This is a genomic window from Bacillus sp. BC08 (assembly GCF_054326875.1).
The window spans coordinates 406,944-423,842 of record NZ_JBTGPA010000035.1; the positions used below are offsets into that span (position 1 = coordinate 406,944).

General features: G+C 36.1%; 14 protein-coding genes and 1 pseudogene. 11 read left to right on the plus strand and 4 right to left on the minus strand.

What is annotated here, in order from left to right; all coding sequences use genetic code 11:
- Position 1 precedes the first annotated feature (1 nt).
- The 4 genes from ACXVYO_RS20205 (at position 2) to pheA (ending at position 5,586) form a co-directional block, all read left to right on the plus strand.
- Positions 2 to 778, plus strand: coding sequence for an ABC transporter ATP-binding protein (locus ACXVYO_RS20205; RefSeq protein WP_000114530.1), 777 nt, complete (start codon positions 2 to 4; stop codon positions 776 to 778).
- Positions 753 to 2,675 (plus strand): ABC transporter permease, encoded by a 1,923-nt coding sequence (locus tag ACXVYO_RS20210; RefSeq protein WP_458468322.1) that lies wholly within the window; start codon positions 753 to 755, stop codon positions 2,673 to 2,675. The genes ACXVYO_RS20205 and ACXVYO_RS20210 overlap by 26 nt, the downstream gene beginning before the upstream one ends.
- Before the next feature lie 49 nt (positions 2,676 to 2,724).
- Positions 2,725 to 4,638: an FtsX-like permease family protein gene (locus ACXVYO_RS20215; protein WP_458468323.1), complete on the plus strand. Its 1,914-nt coding sequence runs from the start codon at positions 2,725 to 2,727 to the stop codon at positions 4,636 to 4,638.
- Between the two features lie 96 nt (positions 4,639 to 4,734).
- A complete protein-coding gene (gene pheA / locus ACXVYO_RS20220) occupies positions 4,735 to 5,586 on the plus strand; it encodes a prephenate dehydratase (RefSeq protein ID WP_458468324.1) in 852 nt (283 codons plus the stop codon).
- A gap of 93 nt (positions 5,587 to 5,679) precedes the next feature.
- Here pheA and ACXVYO_RS20225 read toward each other — a convergent pair whose 3' ends face one another.
- The 3 genes from ACXVYO_RS20225 to ACXVYO_RS20235 form a co-directional block, all read right to left on the minus strand.
- Positions 5,680 to 6,327 carry an MOSC domain-containing protein gene (locus ACXVYO_RS20225; protein WP_458468325.1) on the minus strand — a complete coding sequence of 216 codons (648 nt, stop codon included), beginning with the start codon at positions 6,325 to 6,327 and terminating at the stop codon, positions 5,680 to 5,682.
- A 79-nt stretch (positions 6,328 to 6,406) separates the two neighbouring features.
- Positions 6,407 to 6,949 (minus strand): 3H domain-containing protein, encoded by a 543-nt coding sequence (locus ACXVYO_RS20230; RefSeq protein ID WP_458468326.1) that lies wholly within the window; start codon positions 6,947 to 6,949, stop codon positions 6,407 to 6,409.
- Positions 6,949 to 8,091, minus strand: a complete 1,143-nt coding sequence (locus ACXVYO_RS20235) for an IscS subfamily cysteine desulfurase (protein WP_458468628.1) — start codon at positions 8,089 to 8,091, stop codon at positions 6,949 to 6,951. Before ACXVYO_RS20235 ends, ACXVYO_RS20230 begins: the two co-directional genes overlap by 1 nt.
- A gap of 152 nt (positions 8,092 to 8,243) precedes the next feature.
- Between ACXVYO_RS20235 and nadB the strand changes: the two genes are divergently transcribed.
- The 5 genes and pseudogenes from nadB to ACXVYO_RS20260 all read left to right on the plus strand — a co-directional run bounded on the left by nadB (position 8,244) and on the right by ACXVYO_RS20260 (position 14,562).
- The gene (nadB, locus tag ACXVYO_RS20240; RefSeq protein ID WP_458468327.1) at positions 8,244 to 9,773 is read left to right on the plus strand and encodes an L-aspartate oxidase; all 1,530 of its coding nucleotides are present in this window, start codon (positions 8,244 to 8,246) and stop codon (positions 9,771 to 9,773) included.
- Between the two features lie 19 nt (positions 9,774 to 9,792).
- Entirely contained in the window at positions 9,793 to 10,626 is an 834-nt protein-coding gene (gene nadC, locus ACXVYO_RS20245; protein ID WP_458468328.1) for a carboxylating nicotinate-nucleotide diphosphorylase, read from the plus strand.
- A 30-nt stretch (positions 10,627 to 10,656) separates the two neighbouring features.
- The gene (gene nadA / locus ACXVYO_RS20250; RefSeq protein WP_458468329.1) at positions 10,657 to 11,763 is read left to right on the plus strand and encodes a quinolinate synthase NadA; all 1,107 of its coding nucleotides are present in this window, start codon (positions 10,657 to 10,659) and stop codon (positions 11,761 to 11,763) included.
- Between the two features lie 226 nt (positions 11,764 to 11,989).
- Positions 11,990 to 12,146 (plus strand): annotated as a pseudogene (safA, locus tag ACXVYO_RS20255) (SafA/ExsA family spore coat assembly protein); the annotation flags it as partial.
- 1,768 nt (positions 12,147 to 13,914) lie between these two features.
- A complete protein-coding gene (locus ACXVYO_RS20260; protein WP_061677182.1) occupies positions 13,915 to 14,562 on the plus strand; it encodes a YhcN/YlaJ family sporulation lipoprotein in 648 nt (215 codons plus the stop codon).
- A 33-nt stretch (positions 14,563 to 14,595) separates the two neighbouring features.
- Here ACXVYO_RS20260 and ACXVYO_RS20265 read toward each other — a convergent pair whose 3' ends face one another.
- Entirely contained in the window at positions 14,596 to 15,030 is a 435-nt protein-coding gene (locus ACXVYO_RS20265) for a branched-chain amino acid ABC transporter substrate-binding protein (RefSeq protein WP_458468330.1), read from the minus strand.
- 445 nt (positions 15,031 to 15,475) lie between these two features.
- On the opposite strand from ACXVYO_RS20265, the gene ACXVYO_RS20270 reads away from it, so the two are divergent.
- Both ACXVYO_RS20270 and ACXVYO_RS20275 read left to right on the plus strand, forming a co-directional pair.
- Positions 15,476 to 15,796 (plus strand): ArsR/SmtB family transcription factor, encoded by a 321-nt coding sequence (locus ACXVYO_RS20270; RefSeq protein WP_458468331.1) that lies wholly within the window; start codon positions 15,476 to 15,478, stop codon positions 15,794 to 15,796.
- Between the two features lie 67 nt (positions 15,797 to 15,863).
- Positions 15,864 to 16,793, plus strand: a complete 930-nt coding sequence (locus tag ACXVYO_RS20275; protein ID WP_458468332.1) for a DMT family transporter — start codon at positions 15,864 to 15,866, stop codon at positions 16,791 to 16,793.
- The last annotated feature ends 106 nt before the right edge of the window (positions 16,794 to 16,899 follow it).

Genomic DNA, 16,899 nt, shown 5'->3' on the forward strand with positions numbered 1-16,899 from the left:
AATGAGTGTTCTTGAAGTAAAAGGATTAACAAAGGTGTATCAATCAAAAGGTTCAGTAGCGACGACTGCTTTAAATGATATAAATTTTAAAATAGAAGAAGGCGAATTTGTAGGGATTATGGGTCCTTCAGGAAGCGGGAAAACAACGCTTTTAAATTTATTAGCAACAATTGATAAGCAAACTTCAGGTCATGTGCTTGTAAATGGTGAAGAAATTAATCAAATGCGTGCTGCAAAATTAGCAGAGTTTCGCCGTACACATTTAGGGTTCATTTTCCAAGATTTTAACCTACTTGATACGTTATCGATTAAAGAAAATATTATTTTACCACTTGTCATGGCGAAGAAATCTGTAAATGAAATCGATGCAAAGGTGCTTGAGATTGCAAAGTTTTTAAATATTGAAGAAATTTTAAATAAAAAAGTATATGAAGTATCAGGCGGACAACAACAACGTGCAGCAGCAGCGAGAGCAATTATTCATGAGCCTACGTTAATTTTAGCGGATGAACCAACTGGTAACTTAGATTCGAAGTCAGCAAAATCATTAATGAGTGCGTTGCAAGACTTACATGAACAAAAGAAAGTAACAATTGCAATGGTAACGCATGACCCAGTAGCGGCGAGTTATTGCGAACGTATTCTATTCATTCGCGACGGAGAAATTTTCTCGGAAATACATAAAGGAAGAACGAAACAAGCCTTTTTCCAAGAAATTCTGGACGTACTTGCGATGCTAGGAGGAGAATATCATGAACTTTCGCCAGCTCGCGCTTAATAACGTAAAAGGAAATTGGCGTAATTATAAAGCGTTTCTTATAAGCAGTTGCTTATCGATAGTCGTATTTTTCATGTATGCTTCCTTTATTTATCATCCAGATGTCGTAAGCGGTAATATTAGTATGAGGGAGATGATTTCAAAAGGATTAGAATCGATGAATTATATTGTAGTCATCTTCTCAGCACTCTTTATTTTATATGCAAATTCAACATTTTTACGTGCAAGGAAAAAAGAGTTTGGTCTACTAACATTAATAGGTGGAACAAAATCACAACTTGGCCGAATGATTATATTAGAACAGCTTATGTTAGGTAGTATTGCAATTGTAGTAGGTATTGGGCTTGGTATGCTTTGTTCAAAATTATTCTTCCAAGCATTAAGTGTAATATTGAAAATAGATAAAACACTTCCACTCGTATGGAATAGTAAAGCAGTTTTGATTACAGCAGGTGTATACTTTATTCTATTTTTAATCTTATCATTGTTTAGCGTTTGGACAGTAGGACGCTTACAAATTATTGATTTATTAAGAGAAGCAAGAAAACAAAAAGTAGAACCTTTTGCATTTACATCGTTATGTGTAGTTGGTATAGGATGTATTATTGTTGCATATGTACTTAGCTTCCAAGTGACATTTATGAATTTTATCATGCTGTTTTTACCGATTGTAGGGCTTACGATAGGCGGAACTTATTTACTGTTTACACAAGGTAGTACAGTCGTATTGAAGGCGTTACAAAAACGAAAAAAATCTTTTTATACATATCCAAATATGTTCGTACTTAGCAATCTTATTTATAAAATGAAAGATAATGCTCGTTTTCTATTTGTAATTTCTATCATTACGGCCGTTGTATCTTCAGCAGTTGGTACACTGTATGTATTTTTTGAGGATATGAGTTATAAGGCAGTAACTAGTACCCCGCATGCTATTTCGTATGAGGAAAAAGGAATTCATACGCATAATGTTATAAAAGAAGGAAAAACAAAAGAATTAATAAAAAGACACGGATTTGAAGATGCGCGAGAAGTAACGTATGTAAAACTTCCTGGAACTCAAAAAATCACGATGTTTAATAGTGAACATGAAGTACCGATGGCGATTGTTTCAGAAAAAGAATATAATGCTGAAGTACGTAAACAAAAAAGAGAGCAAGTTAGAGAAGTTCATAATGCACCAGGTAGTGCAACGATGGTCATAATGGATATGGCGAACGATATGATGAAGCTAGATCTTGCCAAACCGTATGAAATTAAAATTAACGGACAAACGCAGTCTGTTCAATTAAATGAGCCAACTACATTTTCTGTTTTTAATGATAGTGAATATCTCATTGTAAATGATCAAGATTTTGAGAAATACGCAAAGCTCGTACCAGATGAAGAAAAGACGAAATATTACGGTTATTATATAGAAGACTGGAAAAGTACGGAAGATCTTGTATTAGATTTGAAAAAGGAAGTTGCACCAGATAAGCAAGAGGAATTAAATAACTCGGTGCTCGCTTATAAAAATATAAGGGAATCAGGAGCGATTACGATGTTTATCGGTTTCTTTGTAGCTGTACTGTTCTTCTTCTTCGCTTGTAGTATGACATACTTTAAATGGTTTAACGATAAAGAACAAGATCGTATTCAATTTAAATCGTTAAAGAGAATCGGTATGACAGATAAAGAAATTCGTAAAATTGCCATTCGACAAATGGGCGTTATCTTCTTTATCCCAATTTTGATCGGTGCAATTCATAGTGGATTTGCTCTTCATACGTTAGGGAAAATGCTTTATATTGATTTATGGAAATCAGGTGCGATTGTAATTGGAACATACGTTGTGGCTTCTGCGATTTACTTTATGATTGCACAAAGAGGATATTTGAAACACGTGCAAAGCTAGAGAAACCTCTAGCTTTTTGCTTATGTAGTAAGTTATAGGGGGACGATAGATGAACATTCGGCAACTAGCGCTGCAAAATATAAAAGGAAATTGGCGTAATTATAAAGTGTTTTTCTTAAGTAGTTGTTTTGCAATATTTGCGTCTTTTGCATACATGTCTGTCATTGTACATCCGTATATGCAGGAGACGATTTGGTATCAAAATGTACGCTGGGGACTTATCATATGTAATGTTATAATCGTTTCTTTTTTCGTCATATTTATTTTGTATTCTACTTCTATTTTCATAGAGGCACGTAAGAAAGAATTAGGATTATATATGTTAATGGGAGCAACGAAATCTAACGTAATAGGAGTGATTATGACCGAGCAAATATTAATCGGGGTATTTGCTAATATTTGCGGGATTGGGCTTGGTATAATCTTTTTAAAGCTCTTTTTCATGGTGTTTAGTATGTTACTAGGGCTTCCGAAAGAACTCCCTGTCATATTTGACGTGAGAGCAATTGGGGGAACGTTTATTGCGTATATGGTCGTATTTGTTGTCTTATCATTTATAAGTGCTTTACGTATATGGAATATAAAAATCATTCGGCTATTGAAAGAATTTCGAACAGATAAAAAAGAGAAGAAAACATCGATGTGGCTTTGTATATTCGGTTTTATTTGTTTAGGGATAGGATATGCGTTAGCGTTACAAGCGACGATGCCAACGATAGCATTCTATTTTTTTCCTGTATCTATACTTGTCTTTTTCGGAACGTATTTTTCTTTTACACATGGAACTGCTCAAATATTAGAAGTGATAAAACGAAATAAAAAGATTATGTATACATATCCGTATTTATTTATAGTGAATCAATTGTCACATCGAATGAAGGAAAATGGTCGTTTTTTCTTTCTAATGTCAATGGCAACGACGTTTGTAGTTACGGCAACAGGTACGGTGTTCTTGTATTTTTCTGGTATGCAAGATATGTGGCGGGACGGGGGAGTACACTCATTTTCTTACATAGAAAAAGGCACTTCTTCTCACGAAGTCTTTGCGGAAGGTACGGTTGAACAATTATTGCATCAATATGGGTATAATGATTTTCAATCTATGAGTTTTGTTGGAGTGTATGCATATTTTCAGTCCAACAAGGGAGAGACAGAGGAAGCGCCGCTCATTAAAGAAAGTGAATACAATCAAGAGGCAAGAAAACAAAAACAGAAAACGTATCATCCTAAAAAAGGAACAGTTACACTCGTTTATTATAGTAAATACAATCATCCGTATTTATATGATAAAAAAGAGATTCAATTACAAGTAATGAAACAAACATATGCATTCGTATTTAATGGTCAGAAGGAAGGGGTACAATTTAACCATCACCCTTCGCACATTAATGGTCTGTTCTTCGTCATGAATGATGAAGACTTTGACAGTATAGCAAATAAGGTTCCTGATTCTGAAAAAATGATATATAGAGGCTATACATTACCAAATATCGAAAATACGAAAAAATTAAATGAAGATTTACGGAAACATATGAAACAAGATAATAATCATGCATTTCGAAGTAATATGGAGTTGTATTTGAATATGAAATCGTTCGGTGATATTACTCTATTTATCGGTTCATTCATTAGTATATTATTTTTCCTTACATCGTGTAGCATCGTATATTTTAAATGGTTTCATAATATTGCATCGGATCGTAAAGAGTACGGGGCGCTCTCTAAGCTTGGAATGACGAAAGAAGAAGTGTGGAAAATTTCCCGTTGGCAATTGTGTATGCTATTTTTTGCGCCAATTATAGTAGGGAGTATGCATAGTGCAGTTGCGTTATATACGTTTCATAATACGTTCTTTATGGATGGTTCATTACGAAAAGTAGGCTTGTTTATTCTATTTTATATCGCTGCATGCATCATGTATTTCTTTTTCGCTCAAAGAGAATATAGGAAACATTTAGACTAGCGAATGCTAGTCTTTTTTAAATATTCGAAATTTACATAGAAGAATATAAAAAAGTATGGTATAACAGTAAGAAAACGAAAAAGAGGGGAAAAGACGATGATTCGAGTAGGATATTTAGGACCAGAAGCAACATTTACAAATATGGCGGTGAGTCGTTTTTTTCCGGAAGCAGAGCATGTACCGTATCGCACGATTCCAGATTGTATTGATGCAGCTGCAAATGGAAATGTAGACTTCGCAGTTGTACCGTTAGAAAATGCCATAGAAGGTTCAGTGAATATAACGGTTGATTATCTTGTACATGAGCAGCCGCTCTCCATTGTAGGAGAAATTACAGTACCAATTCAGCAGCATTTACTTGTACATCCGCAGTATGCAGAAGTGTGGGATGAAGTATATGCGGTGCATTCTCATCCGCATGCTATTGCACAATGTCATAAGTTTTTAAATGAAGAATTAAAAGGGGTAACCGTCCGAGATATGACATCAACAAGTGCAGCTGCGCAATATGTGAAAGAACATCCTGAAGAAAAAATCGCCGCCATTGCAAATGAAGCGGCCGCAGAAAAATACGGTTTAACAATTGTAAGGCGTGATATTCATACGCACAAAAACAATCATACACGCTTCCTCGTGCTCCATAAGAAAAAGAAAGCCATACTCTCAAATAACGGAGAAAACCGCGGAGAGAAAACGACGCTTATGATAACGTTACCTGCTGATTATGCAGGGGCACTATACCAAGTGTTATCAGCTTTCGCATGGAGAAAATTAAATCTATCAAAAATCGAATCTCGCCCGATGAAAACAGGTCTTGGAAATTACTTTTTCTTAATCGATGTCGATAAAGCATACGATGATGTATTATTGCCAGGCGTAACGATGGAACTTGAAGCACTCGGCTTTTCTGTTACTGTGCTGGGGAGTTATTCTTCTTATTGGTTGTAAAGGGGAGTATTTGTAGTTAAGTCGATATCATTTCAGTCGCTAGTATAATGCGCGATAGATAAATAAAATCCCACCTATAAATGGTGGGATTCTTTATTTTAATTTCGCAAGACGATCCTCTAACTGACCACGCCAAATATCGGCTAGTTCTGGAACAGCAAGAATTTTTTCAATGCCATCTTTATCTTTTCTATTATGAAAATAAATTTCGTTAGAGAACAAAACAGAAACATTGCTCGGTTGACGTTCTAGTAATGTGATTTTTGAATCTTTACGTACAGTACCTTCTTGAAGAACACGGCATAAGTAGCCAGTAAATCCAGTTGCTACAATGCGCGGCAAAATGCCAGGGATGCCAAGACGTTTTGAAATTGTGCTACAAGGTACTCGCGATTGTGTCACTTGAATGATTGCTTCACCTAGTTGATATGTATCTCCGATGCATACATCACGCTCTAACATATTTGTTACGGTAATGTTTTCACCAAATGTGGAAGCTGGAAGTTTTGTTTGAAATTCCTCTTCCCATAGTGCGTAATGCTCATGTGGGTATACACAAACAGCGCGATCAGGTCCCCCGTGATGTTTTAAATCTGCTACGTCATCACCAAGGAAGCCATCTTTTGAGAGAAAAGCTTCTTCTATAGAATCTTTACATATACCTGTTATCATTTCTTTATCTTCGCCATATTTCATTTGTTTCGGTTTGCCAATGCTAAAGTGAACGAGTTCAATTCCCATATGTGATCTCCTTTACGATTGATTACAATATTATAGCACTAAAAAAGCACAGAGAATGATAAAAACTCTGTGCTTTACATTAATAAACGAGAAATCCTGCTTTATCTAAAGCCTCGCAAGCAGCGTCTAATTTTTCTTTAGAATCTGCTTCAATTGTATGTAAGTGAATACCATCGGTTAGTTGCGAAAGATAGGAAGCATTTGTGTTTTCGATTTTTTGTAAATATTGCTCTACATCAAAGCGATTACTTACCATGATGGATGCTGTTAAGTCACCGTATACAGGATGCTCAACTTTCACATCTTTAATTGTAACGCCGTGGTCAACAAGCATTGTAAGTTCTTTACGTACTTCCGCTGGTTTATGTTGGCATACAATTACGCGTTCAAAAGCTTGTTGTTTCTCTTGTGGTTTTAAATATAAATACCCTTGAGCAGTTGCAATAATCGGTTCGTTTCGTGCTTTAAGTAAGGAAATATCTTGCACGATTACTTGTCGACTTACGTTTGTTTTTTTCGATAGTTCATTCCCAGATAACGGTTCATTTGCAGCAAGAAGCCACTGAAGGATAAGTTGTCGTCTTTCTTCGCCTAAAATCTTTTTTTGTTCATTTTGTTTCATTATGATTTAACACCTCTATAAAATTGATTTCCAATTGTGTGTAGTGCATGAATAGTAGTATCAATTTGATCTTTCGTTGTTTGTTTCCCGAAAGAGAAGCGGACATATTGTTTCGCCTCTTCATACGTTTTTCCAATTGCAAGCATTGTTTTCGAAGGTTCTTGTTTACCGACTTGGCAAGCACTTCCGGTGGAAATGGCAATACCGTGGCGATTACATTCTAGCATTGTATATTGACCTTCTATTCCTTTTATTGTAACCCCAATAATATGTGGTAAACAAGAAGTAGAATGACCTTCTACTTGAATTTCTATAGGAAGTGTTTGTAATCGCTCTAAAAAGTAGGATCGTAACTCTTTAAAACGTAAGCTTTCTTCCTGTTGATTTTTTAATATATTCTCAGCAGCTGTTAAAAAAGATGCGATGCCAGGAACGTTTACTGTACCTGGGCGAAACCCTTTTTCATGAGAAGTTCCCGGAAATATTTGTGCCCAGCGAACTTGCGGATTTATATAGCAAGCACCAACACCCTTTGGTCCGTATATTTTATGTGCTGAAACAGAAAGACTATCAATTCCCATCTCAAAAACATTGATAGGAAGTTTACCAAATGTTTGCACACAATCTGAATGAAATAAAACGTTATATTTTTTTAAAAGTGCCCCGATTTCTGCGATGTTTTGAACGGTTCCAATTTCAGAGTTTCCGTGCTGTATGCTTGCTAGAACAGTATTTTCTGTAATAGCTGTTTCTAAATCATCTAAATGAATTAGCCCGCCTTCATCAACAGGAATTTCAGTAATTGTATACCCTTCTGATTGTAAGGATTGAAAATAACTTCGAATGGATGCATGCTCCATAGGTGTTGTAATAATATGTTTCTCGCTTCTAGCCTTTAAAAGAGATTGAATCGCAAGGTAGTTGGATTCCGAGCCACCGCTCGTGAAGAATACCCCTTGTTCCTTTCCACCAATCATGTCAGCAAATGTTTTTCTGCAAACTTGTAGTAAAGAAGAAGCTGTTCCTCCAATATCATGTAAACTTTGTTCATTTCCGAAGTATTGCGATGCTGCTTTCATATATGTTTGTAATGCTTCTTCACTCATAGGTGTAGTAGCTGCATAGTCAAGATATATCATTATGTAAGTTCCTCTCCCTAGTAAGAGTTACATTTCTTGTATTTTTTAAATGGTAGTGAAAATAAGAATTATAAAAAAACTCTTGTCATTATTTTAAAACTATGTAAATATAGGTGTCAAGACAGTTGAAAAGTGTAAAGTAGGAGGCAACAATTATGCCAAGTGCAGATGTCTTAATTATTGGAAGTGGCGTTGCGGCACTTCGTGTTGCGAAAGAGATTTGTCACGAAAAGAATGTAATTATTATCACAAAGGAAACGAATCGTAATAATAATACATATTTAGCGCAAGGTGGAATTGCAGCAGCGGTTGCTACATATGACAATCCAAATGATCATTTTGAAGATACGTTAGTAGCAGGATGTCATTATAACAATGAAGATGTGGTCCGTTATTTAGTCGAGGAAGGACCGAAAGAAATGAATAATCTCATTGAAAATGGAATGAAATTTGATGGAGATGAAACGGGTCCTCATCTTGGAAAAGAAGGCGCACATCGAAAGCGTCGTATTTTACATGCAGGTGGCGATGCAACAGGAAAGAATGTATTAGAGTATTTCATTCAAGAAGTAGCTCCGCACGTTACGGTAGTGGAACAGGAAATGGTGCTCGATTTTATTATAGAAAATGATAAATGTATTGGAGTTTTAACAAGAACTAGTGAAGGGAAGTTGAAGCGTTACGTTGCAGATTACACAGTGTTAGCAACAGGTGGGATTGGGGGTTTATATGCCTTTACTTCTAATGATAAGACGATTACGGGTGATGGACTTGCAATGGTGTACCGCGCAGGCGGGGAGCTCGTAGATTTAGAATTTGTACAATTTCATCCAACAATGTTATATGCAAACGGGAGATGCTGCGGCCTCGTCTCTGAAGCTGTCCGTGGTGAAGGAGCTGTCCTTATGAATGGAAAAGGGCAGCGTTTTATGATGGATATACACCCTGATCACGATCTCGCGCCGCGCGATGTAGTAGCAAGAGCGATTCATGAGCAACTTTTGGTGGGTGAAAAAGTGTATGTAAATATCGAGTCTATCCAAAATTTCGAAGAACGTTTTCCGACTGTATCATCATTGTGTAAAAAGAATGGTGTCGATATAAATGAAAAACGCATTCCAGTCGTACCTGGTGCTCATTTTCATATGGGCGGCGTGAAAACGAACTGTGATGGGGAGACATCCATTCCAAATTTATATGCGGTCGGTGAAGTAGCTTGTAATGGTGTTCACGGTGCAAATAGGCTAGCAAGTAATTCATTATTAGAAGGTCTTGTGTTTGGAAAAAGAATAGGACAACATATTTTAACGAAAGCGACAAAAGAAAGCTGGAACAACGTGGCTGAGAAGGAAAAGAAGTTTATTGTTCTGAATCATTTGCCGGCGAAAGAAGAAATACAAGAATGCATGATGAAATATGTTGGGATTGTGCGAACAGAGCAAAGTTTATCTTATGCAAAGAGATGGCTTAGTAAGTACGGTGTTCGAAATATGATCTTACAACATGATGCTCTTTCAAATGAAGAGATAACGCTTATTAATATGTTAACAGCCTGTGAGCTTATAGTCGTATCAGCTTTGCAAAGAGAAGAAAGTATTGGTGGCCATTATCGAAGTGATTATCCAGATAGAAATAGCGTAAAAAAAGAGATTGTTCGAGTGAAAAGAAAACTACAACTTGTGTGATGAAGGGAAGAGGGGCTTTATGAACACGATAAAAGTGAAAGAAGCATTAAATCGATTTTTTCTAGAAGATATAGGAGAACGAGATGTAACATCTCAGCTTATTTTTCCAGACAATTTACTTTCAAAAGGAACGTTTCTTGCGAAGGATACAGGGGTCTTTGCGGGGCGTTTAGTAATTGAAGAAGGATTTAAATTAATTGATGAAAGAATTGAAGTGGAGCTTCATAAAAAAGATGGAGATCTTGTAGAAAAGGGCGAAATAATAGCAACTGCGCAAGGACCGATTGCTTCGTTATTAACGGCAGAGCGCGTTATATTAAACGTTATCCAGCGTATGAGCGGGATAGCTACGATGACACATAAAGCTGTACTTGCTTTAGATAGCAGCCATACACGTATTTGTGATACGCGAAAAACGATGCCAGGGCTACGTATGTTTGATAAGTATGCAGTCGTGTGCGGAGGTGGATTTAATCACCGTTTCGGTTTATATGACGGTGTCATGATTAAAGACAATCATATTGCTTTTTCTGGTTCTATTACGAAAGCTGTTACATCGGTGAAAGAAAAATTAGGACATATGGTGAAAGTAGAAGTGGAAACAGAAACAGAGGAACAAGTGAGAGAAGCTGTAGCTGCTGGTGCGGATATCATTATGTTTGATAATCGTACGCCAGATGAGATTCGGGAGTTTTCAAAGATTGTACCAAGTGCCATCGTTACGGAAGCATCAGGAGGCATTACAATTGAAGATTTATCGAAATATGGAAGAACAGGGGTAGATTATATTTCACTTGGAGCGTTAACACATTCAGTGAAAGCACTTGATATTAGTTTCAATATTGAGGCGTAAGGAAAGTGGCTTAGAGGGGGAGAAAGGAATATGAGTATTTTAGAAAAAGTACAACCGATTGAAACGATGTTACCAGAGCGTTATTACACGATGTCAACAGAAGATATGGAAAAGCGTGTGCGTGAAATTAAAGAAAAAATGGGGAAAACACTATTTATTCCAGGACATCATTACCAAAAAGATGAAGTGGTACAATTTTCTGATGCAGCAGGAGATTCACTTCAGCTTGCACAAGTTGCAGCGAGTAATAAAGAAGCGAAATATATTGTATTTTGCGGCGTACACTTTATGGCAGAAACAGCAGATATGTTAACGACAGACGATCAAATCGTTATTTTGCCAGATATGCGTGCAGGCTGTTCGATGGCAGATATGGCAGATATTGAACAAACAGAAAGAGCGTGGAAAGGGCTCACGAAGTTATTTGGAGATACGATGATTCCGTTAACGTATGTTAACTCTACAGCTGCAATTAAAGCGTTTTGTGGTCGTAATGGCGGAGCAACAGTAACTTCTTCTAATGCAAAACAAATGGTATCTTGGGCGTTTACAGAAAAAGAGCGTCTTGTCTTTTTACCGGATCAACATTTAGGAAGAAATACAGCATACGATTTAGGTATCCCGTTAGATAAAATGGCAGTATGGGACCCACATACAGATTCATTAGAGTACGATGGAGATATAGAAGAAATTCAAGTGATTTTATGGAAAGGGCATTGTTCGGTTCATCAAAACTTTACAGTGAAAAACATTGAGAATGTACGGAAAAATCATCCGGATATGAATATTATTGTACATCCAGAATGTTGTTATGAGGTTGTTGATGCTTCTGATTACGCAGGATCAACGAAATATATTATTGATATGATTGAAGCAGCGCCACCTGGAAGTAAATGGGCAATTGGTACAGAGATGAATTTAGTGAATCGAATTATTCAGCAACATCCAGATAAAGAAATTGTTTCACTTAATCCTTTTATGTGTCCGTGTTTAACGATGAACCGAATTGATCTGCCGCACTTATTATGGGTGCTTGAAACGGTAGAAAGAGGAGAAGAAATTAACGTTATTAGCGTAGATAAACAAGTGACCGAAGAAGCGGTTCTTGCATTAAATCGTATGTTAGAGCGTGTGTAAAGCAGCGGGATTTCCGTTGCTTTTTTTCGTACATATAATCATAACGAGAATGAAATGGGCATACATTGTTGTGAAGAAATCATTGCGATTTTTTTATACTTATTCCACTTCGAACTATATTGAAAATAGAAGAAGTGTTAAAAGTGAAAAGAAGTTAACGTTATTTAGAAGATGTTACTTCATGAGATTTGTTACTTATAGATAAGTTATACAGGAGGGGGAAAATTTGAAAATTCATATCGTGCAAAAAGGGGATACCCTTTGGAAAATTGCGAAAAAGTACGGAGTGGATTTTGATACGTTGAAAAATACAAATACACAACTTAGTAATCCGGATTTAATCATGCCAGGTATGAAAATTAAAGTACCATCAAACAGCGTTCACGTAAAACAACATGCTGGAGCAGGTTCAGCACCTCCAAAACAATACGTAAAAGAAGTGCAACAAAAAGAATTTGCAGCAACGCCAACTCCGCTTGGAATAGAAGATGAGGAAGAAGTTACGTATCAATCAGCACCAATTACACAGCAACCTGCTATGCAACAAACACAAAAAGAAGTGCAAGTAAAACCACAGAAGGAAATGCAAGTGACACCGCAAAAGGAAATGCAAGTGCAGCCGCAAAAAGAAGTACAGGTAAAACCACAGAAGGAAATGCAAGTGACACCGCAAAAGGAAATACAGGTAAAGCCACAAAAAGAAGTGCAAATAGAAAAACCAGTTGAAAAACCGTCTGTTATTCAAAAACCACCGGTTATAGAAAAACAAAAACCAGCAGAAAAAGAAAACACAAAGTTTTCGGTAAATGTATTACCACAGCCACCGCAACCACCAATAAAAGCGAAAAAAGAATATAAAATTTCAGATGTAATTAAAAAAGGAAGCGAGTTAATTGCTCCTCAAATTACTAAAATGAAACCTAATAACATCATTTCTCCGCAAACGAAAAAAGATAATATCGTGTCACCACAAGTAAAGAAAGAAAACATAGGAAATATCGTGTCACCACAAGTAAAGAAAGAAAACATAGGAAATATCGTGTCACCGCAAGTAAAGAAAGAAAATGTAGGGAATATCATGTCACCGCAAGTAAAGAAAGAAAATATAGGGAATATCGTGTCACCGCAAGTGAAAAAAGAAAATGTAGGAAATATCGTGTCACCGCAAGTAAAGAAAGAAAATGTAGGGAATATCGTGTCACCGCAAGTGAAGAAAGAAAATGTAGGAAACATAGTGTCACCAAATGTATCGAAAGAAAATGTAGTTATTCCACAAGTAATACCGCCAAATATTCAAATACCAAACATCATGCCAATCATGGACAATATCCAACCACCGAATATTATACCGATCATGGATAACAATCAACCACCAAATATCATGCCAATCATGGATAACAATCAACCGCCAAACATCATGCCAATTATGGATAATAGCCCAATACCAAACATGATGCCGATAATGGATAACAATCAAATGCCAAATATGATGCCGATAATGGATAATAATCAAATGCCAAACATGATGCCGATAATGGATAACAATCAACCGCCAAATATGATGCCGATAATGGATAATAATCAACCACCGAATATGATGCCATATCAAATACCATACCAACAGCCTATGATGCCGCCAAATCCGTACTATCAACCACCAAATCCATATCAAATGCCATATCAGCAAGGAGCACCGTTTGGACCGCAATATACGTCTATGCCAAATCCAAATATGATGCCAATGGATAATAATATGCCGCCGCTCGTGCAAGGTGAGGAAGATTGTGGATGCGGAGGAGAGAGTAGGTTATATAGTCCGCAACCAGGTGGTCCGCAATATGCGAATCCTTTATATTATCAACCAACTCAATCGGCATATGCACCACAGCCAGGAACGATGTATTACCAACCAGATCCACCAAATGTATTTGGAGATCCAGTTTCAGAAGAAGAGGACGAAGAGGAAGTTTAAAAAAGGTGGGATTATTCCCACCTTTTTTGTATGTAGAGTCGTTCTGAAAATGGAAGATTTACATCAAATGTTAGAAAATCCCCAGTGAAATATTAACAGTGTAAAAACCTTATCTGTTACTCATCATAAGAGGGAGCTTTTCAGAAGAGAAGTTCATTCTAACAGAGGGGGTTTTTGTATTGAATACGAAAGTAAAAGTGATTGCTGCTTCTTTGTTAGTTACCAGTGCATTAGCTGCATGTGGTACACCAAAAGATAACAATGCAATGGATGGACGTAACTACAATTACGAGCGTACATCTTATAATGATACACATCAGTATCGTGATAATGTAACGCGTAATGATCGTTATACAGATTATGTAACATATAGAAATGGTCGTAACGATACAGGATATAACAATTATTACCGCGATGTAAATTACAACGGTCAAATTGCTAATCCGCATCCAACACGTAATATTACAATGAACAATTCATACATTAACAATGATGGTAAAACAGCAGAAAGAATTACAAATCGTGTGAAACGTATGAATAACGTAGACCGCGTGTCTACAGTTGTATATGGAAACGATGTGGCGATTGCGGTAAAACCGCGTAATCCAGTATCAAATGAAACGGCACTTGCAAATGAAGTTCGTCAAGCTGTTGTAAATGAAGTTGGAAACAGAAATGTATATGTTTCTGTAAGAAATGATATGTTTACTCGTGTCGATGCAATGAGTACACGACTACGTAACGGTACAGTTACAAACGATTTTAATCGTGACATAACAAATATGTTCCGAGACATTCGTTACGGTTTAACTGGTACTATGCGATAGCAAAACAAAAGAGGAAGGGGTAGCCCTTCCTCTTTATTCATCGTCGTCTTGTAATCGACGTTTTTTTATAAAATAACTAACGGAGTAAGAACCTAAAAAGCATATGAAGAGAATACCACCTGTTAAAATAGCTTCAAAGAGAGGTCTTTCTGGACTGAAAATAATATAAATAACAGCCATAACGATTCCTACAATAAGAGAGCGTAAAACAATTTTGTAATAAGGAGTTAACTTTATATCCTTTTCGCTTTCTTCTACATCGATAGAAACGCTTAACTGCAAATAACTGAGTACGATACTCGTAAGTATAAATAATAGCCATAATGGAGATTTTGTAATTTGATCCATTCCTTCAGTGAATCCGATATAGCCTAAAATGCCAATTATACCGAGTGATTGAAAAAGAAAAGCGATGCGTATGTTTTTTAATGTTTGTAGAATGAGACGTTCATCCTTTATTTTTTTCACAATATCCATCCCCTGTTTATTATGATTTCGCTGTTATATTAATTGTAACATATATATTACATTTATCAATTTATAATTTACATATAATTCGTTTGGATGAAAGAGAAAATAAAATATTTTTATAAACATGTTGCACTTATACGTTATTAATGTTATATTAGCAAAGCGATGAGCTAATTTACGTAAGACGAGAGATATGCTTAAGTGCTAAACACGCGAATGTGGTCGCCTGGTCTCTCGCCGTAAACGCATCAAGACGCCTGCTTTGCAGGCGTCTTTCATTTTATATGAATGTAATGGGAAGAATGGAGAAATCCAAGCTTCCCTTTTTTATTGGAATAAAAGTCGGAAAATAAAGTTATTTACAAGTATATATGAAAGAGTTACTATTTAATGGTAATATATTACATGTTTTTTAGATATAAAAAGTTGGGATGAATAGGATATGGAGAACTTTGAATGTAGAAATACAGAAGTTGTATTAGAGAAATTTCAGGTCGTAACCCCTATATTTCAGGCGTTGGGAGATGAGAATCGTCAGCAAATTATTATGCTGTTATTAGAAAATAAACAGATGAATGTAACGCAAATAACAGATGAAATGGGGATTTCTAGACCGGCTGTTTCGCATCATTTGAAAATTTTAAGACAAGCAGAACTAATTGTAGCGGATCGAAATGGAAAAGAAATTTTTTATTCTATAATAGCTGGAGAATTTTTAAAACAGGTGAAGGATTTACTTCAAGCAATAGAATCAAATTATTAATTTTTTTTAACTAACACGTAAACAAGTTTAAACTTTTAAACTTGTTTACGTGAAAGGGGTAATAAAAATGAACAGAATAAATAGTATGTATTTCATTATGTTGCTTGTTCCGTTATTTTGGGGTGGATCTTTTGCAACAGCAGAGCATGTTATTACTGAAATTCCACCGATTACTGCGGCAACAATTCGTTTTGGCTTAGCGGGTTGTATTTTAATAGGCATCGTGTTTATGAAATCTGAGTGGAATACAAGTTTGTTATTAAAGAATTGGAAAGGACTGTTATTTGTATCGTTAACAGGTATTTTTGGCTACAATGTTTTCTTCTTTATGGGACTTAACTATACTTCCACTCTGAATGGCTCGCTTATTATTGCTACAATGCCCGTTTTTGTAACATTGGGAGCAATATTGTTTTTTAAAGAGTCTTGGAGTATAAAAGTCGGAATAAGTTTAACTTTGTCCCTTGTTGGTGTAATAGTGGTTATTATGGGTGGTTCAATGAATATACTTATGTCTTTGTCATTTAATAAGGGAGATCTTTTATTTATAGCTGCTTTAACCTGTGGGGTTTTATATAGCTTAACAGGAAAAAAGGTTATGAGTGGTGTCTCCCCTTTGTTAACAACAATGAGTATGACGGTATTGGGTACTGTGTTTTTAGCAGGCCTTTCTCTATATGAAGATGGGTGGGGAAAGGTTGCAACGCTCTCTTTACAGGGATGGATAGAAATGTTGTATATGGTCGTATGCGGGACGTTAGTTGGATATATCGTGTTTAATAAAGGGGTTGAAGAACTAGGTGCAAGCAAAGCTAGTATGTATTTAAATCTAACTCCTATTGTGGCTACTGGTATATCAGTTATATTGTATGGAGCAGCTGTTTCGTGGCAACAAATAGTGGGGATGATAATTGTATTAATTGGGGTTTATATAGCAACGGTACAATCAAATAAAGGTATAAAAAAGTTTTCACGTAATCAATACGTTTCGAAATAGGTAGAAATCATTGGACTCTATAAGTCTTAATGAGAGTAATCTATGAGTTAGGGATAAAACCCCCATTTCCGGAAAAACTACTAATGAAAGTTTGATCTTTCCTAAA